This window comes from Crocosphaera sp. Alani8 (assembly GCF_038442745.1).
In the GTDB taxonomy this organism is placed as follows: domain Bacteria; phylum Cyanobacteriota; class Cyanobacteriia; order Cyanobacteriales; family Microcystaceae; genus Crocosphaera.
The window spans coordinates 1-3,245 of record NZ_JARVCN010000346.1 but is presented as its reverse complement, the minus strand read 5'-3'; the positions used below and the strand labels follow the sequence as shown (position 1 = coordinate 3,245).

Below are 3,245 nucleotides of genomic sequence, written 5' to 3'. Positions count from 1 at the left end.
CTTTGTCCCCTAACTTTCGGCGAGTCCCCCCAGACTTTTTGAGAAGCTTCCAATTCGCAACCAATCAAGATGATTGGCAAATCGTTCCCAATAATTACGAAGGAGTAAGAATTGCTTGTCAAGCTGGGGATGAAAGTGGCTGGATTTTACTCCGTTTATCTTTGCACGATCCCGTTATTCCTATTAATATAGAATCCAATGTTTCGGGAGGAGTAAAAAAAATGGCTAACAAAATTGTGGAATTTTTAAAGGATTTTGATGCCTTAGATTTAGAAGCATTTAGTTAAAGTAGCTAGGGCAAAATCTTCGGCGGAAAGTTCTGCACGATTAGATAAATTAGAATTGATATTGATTAATAAGCGATTGCTTTCTGCGCTGGAAAAATCCCTCAATTGATTGATTCTAATTTATTAAAGACTCAACTACTAACACCGAACTCAGGTTGCTAACCTACCTCAAGAAAACTAGGATTGATCTGGATCTGAGGTTCTTGGAGAAACCCGATTCCAGGTTTTCCAACCCACTTGAAAACCTTTAAACAAGCGACGGGTTCCTTTTTGCACCTTTTTAATCTGTATTTGGGTTTGGTTAAAACCATTATCCACCTGTTTAACGATATCTGAGGCACTTTTAACCCCGCTATCGATGTCATCGGTTAATTCAGTGATTTCCAACCCTGTGAGGCGAATAGAGTGTAAGGTAGGGGGGAACTCTTGGTATAGAGTATCAAACAATTTTTCCGCACTACGGGCAGCCCTGGCGATTTCCCGTAACACAGGAATTGCTACGATTAAAACCGCCATCAAACTTAGTGCCATTAAGAAGAGGGAACAGCTAAGCCAAAATAAGGGATCGCTAGTCATGTTTTTCCCTAATTATTGTTAGAAGAGTTGGTTTCTGCGGTAATATCCCGAGGAGATTCTAGAGGAGGTGTGTCAACTTGCGCTGCCTCCATACCGGCGGCGATCGCTTCTTTGAGTCGACTTAGGGTTCCATCCCAATTTTTTTGTGCTGACTCTGAGAGGCGATCTGCTTGTAATTGTACAGTGGTGGATAAGTCTTCGGCCATTTCTGGCAGAGCATCGGCAGACTTTTTAATGATACGTCGGGTTTCTCGTCCGGAACGGGGTGCCAATAGTAGTGCTGTGACAGTTCCCATCACACTGCCAATAACCATACCCGCCATAAAAAAACCACCGTTGTTATTTTTAGACATAATTTTGCCTCTGACTATAACAATTATTTTAGGCAGAATTAGCCCGAGGATCACGGCTTCTTAGTTTTTTTTCCAAAACTACATATACTGGAAGCCGGCAGAAATTCCTTTTTCTTGATCTCGTAAGCGAATGTTCTGTTCTACTTCTAAGGCAGCACAGGGTAAATCAGCACCCCAGCATTGAAGTTTAAAATCAGCAGGATAGCTATAGTTTATGTCGTTTTTCTGCATTTTAATTAACTCATGTTCTGGCAATTGAGCAGGAAAAATAATGCGCTCTTTAAAATCATTTCTTCCCATTAAAAATAGCAATAATATAATGAAAATCGGCAAATATTTACCTACTTTAACCATATTATTATTGAAAATCAGAACGTGTGGTTTTTGGTATTTTTTTGACCACAAATTAGCTGAGAATAAACTAGGAATAACAAGGAAGTAACCTATCCCAAAACGAATCAGAGGAATGACTACTATGATAAAAGTACCTCCTAATAAACCTAGGGCAAAAAGCCAAGTTTGACCATATTTAAATATCCACTTATTCTTAAAACTTAAACCTGTTAATACTATGCTACATAAGTATAATAAAACAGTCACTTGAATTTTTTTAGAAGATAGAAACCATGACCATCGATTCCTAACTACTTTACCAACATCATCCATACTAGATATATCATTCTCTTGACCGATAATGTTCTTATTTTCAGATTCAATAATTTCTTGACTAACTGTCCAGGGTAAATTCAGACACATTGTGTTTGAAGGATATAAAGGGCATCCAGAACTATTGAGAGAAAATATAAAATTAGGGAGCAACAAAATAGTAATTAAACCAAGGGAAATTAAACAGGTCTGAAAAGACAACTTTTTCTTATATATATAAAACAATAAAATAACACCTAAAGCTGGAACAGCAGTTATTTTAATGCTAGTGGCTCCGATACTTAATAGCAGTGGTATAAATTCACTGTTGAAAAATAATTTGTTAAACCTAGTAGCAGTTTGCTGCTTTTCTGGAGTAATTATTAAGATTACCCAAGAAATAATGCCAATCAATAAAGCAACTGGAATGTCTTGAGAAAAAGAGATTAAGCTATTCCCATTTACATTATCAGCTAAATAAATAAAGAGAATTGAAACCAAGAAAATAATGATGAACTTATCGGAAAAATTGGCTATATTAGCTCGCAATTTATGGAAAATAAAACAGATATGAAAAAAAGAAATTAGTAGTAAATAACCATTACTAATTGCTCCAACTTTTCCTTCAGTCCAATTCCAGACAAGAGGAGCAGAAAAAGCAAACCAAGAAGAAGTAAAACCTAACTTTGAGTGAATTAGTGCAATTCCAGGAACTGCTCCAAATTTTGCCATCCAATGAATCGAGCCTAAATGATACAATCCACTATCGAACCAAATAATTTGTTGTGTCGTAAAAATGGCAACCCCTAGAGCAATTATGAATCCTTGAATCAGAGCATTTAAAGAAATTTGTCGCCACAGTTGATAAAAATCCTGTCTAGCTTTCGGAAAAAAGTAAACTAAAAATATCCAGATGATTCCTATTAGTAAACCCGTTAGAGGCGATAATGGTAAAATCAACCCAACACTAATACAAGATAAACAGAGAACAGTAATTCCGAGCCAAACTGAAATAATGAAGCGATCGCCCGGCCAAGAAAAATCCTTAACCTCACAAACATTCAGTAGCCACAATCCAATTAACGTACAAATAGGTAACAGAATTAACCAAGTTACTAGAAAAGAAACCATAAGGGGCTGAAATTAAGAAATAATAACCTAATAAAGATCAATCGTGAACCGAGTTTATCATAGTTTTACTCAAGGAGAAATTGAGGGAATTAGAGTAGTTTAATCATAGTTTAGATCGTTGAAACCTTTTCAGAGAATCGTTCTCTCCTGCTATACAGAGGACTTCAGATGTAGTTATTTTGCAAGTTATACACGAAGTTATACTCAGATCTTGCACCTGACGAGACAAAGTTCCAAACTATGTTCATAAAAC

3 protein-coding genes and 1 pseudogene are annotated in these 3,245 nt (G+C 36.4%); 1 reads left to right on the top strand and 3 read right to left on the bottom strand.

Annotated features, from left to right (window positions below):
- A pseudogene (locus P9B04_RS17945) lies at nucleotides 1-287 on the top strand (phosphomannomutase/phosphoglucomutase); the annotation flags it as partial.
- Nucleotides 288-464: 177 nt separating this feature from the next.
- Here the strand turns inward: P9B04_RS17945 and P9B04_RS17940 are convergent.
- From P9B04_RS17940 to P9B04_RS17930, 3 genes are all read right to left on the bottom strand, one after another.
- The gene (locus tag P9B04_RS17940) at nucleotides 465-863 is read right to left on the bottom strand and encodes a DUF948 domain-containing protein (RefSeq protein WP_342056347.1); all 399 of its coding nucleotides are present in this window, start codon (nucleotides 861-863) and stop codon (nucleotides 465-467) included.
- 8 nt (nucleotides 864-871) lie between these two features.
- A complete protein-coding gene (locus P9B04_RS17935) occupies nucleotides 872-1,216 on the bottom strand; it encodes a YtxH domain-containing protein (protein WP_342056346.1) in 345 nt (114 codons plus the stop codon).
- A 78-nt stretch (nucleotides 1,217-1,294) separates the two neighbouring features.
- Nucleotides 1,295-2,992, bottom strand: coding sequence for an LIC_10190 family membrane protein (locus P9B04_RS17930; protein ID WP_342056345.1), 1,698 nt, complete (start codon nucleotides 2,990-2,992; stop codon nucleotides 1,295-1,297).
- Nucleotides 2,993-3,245 lie beyond the last annotated feature (253 nt).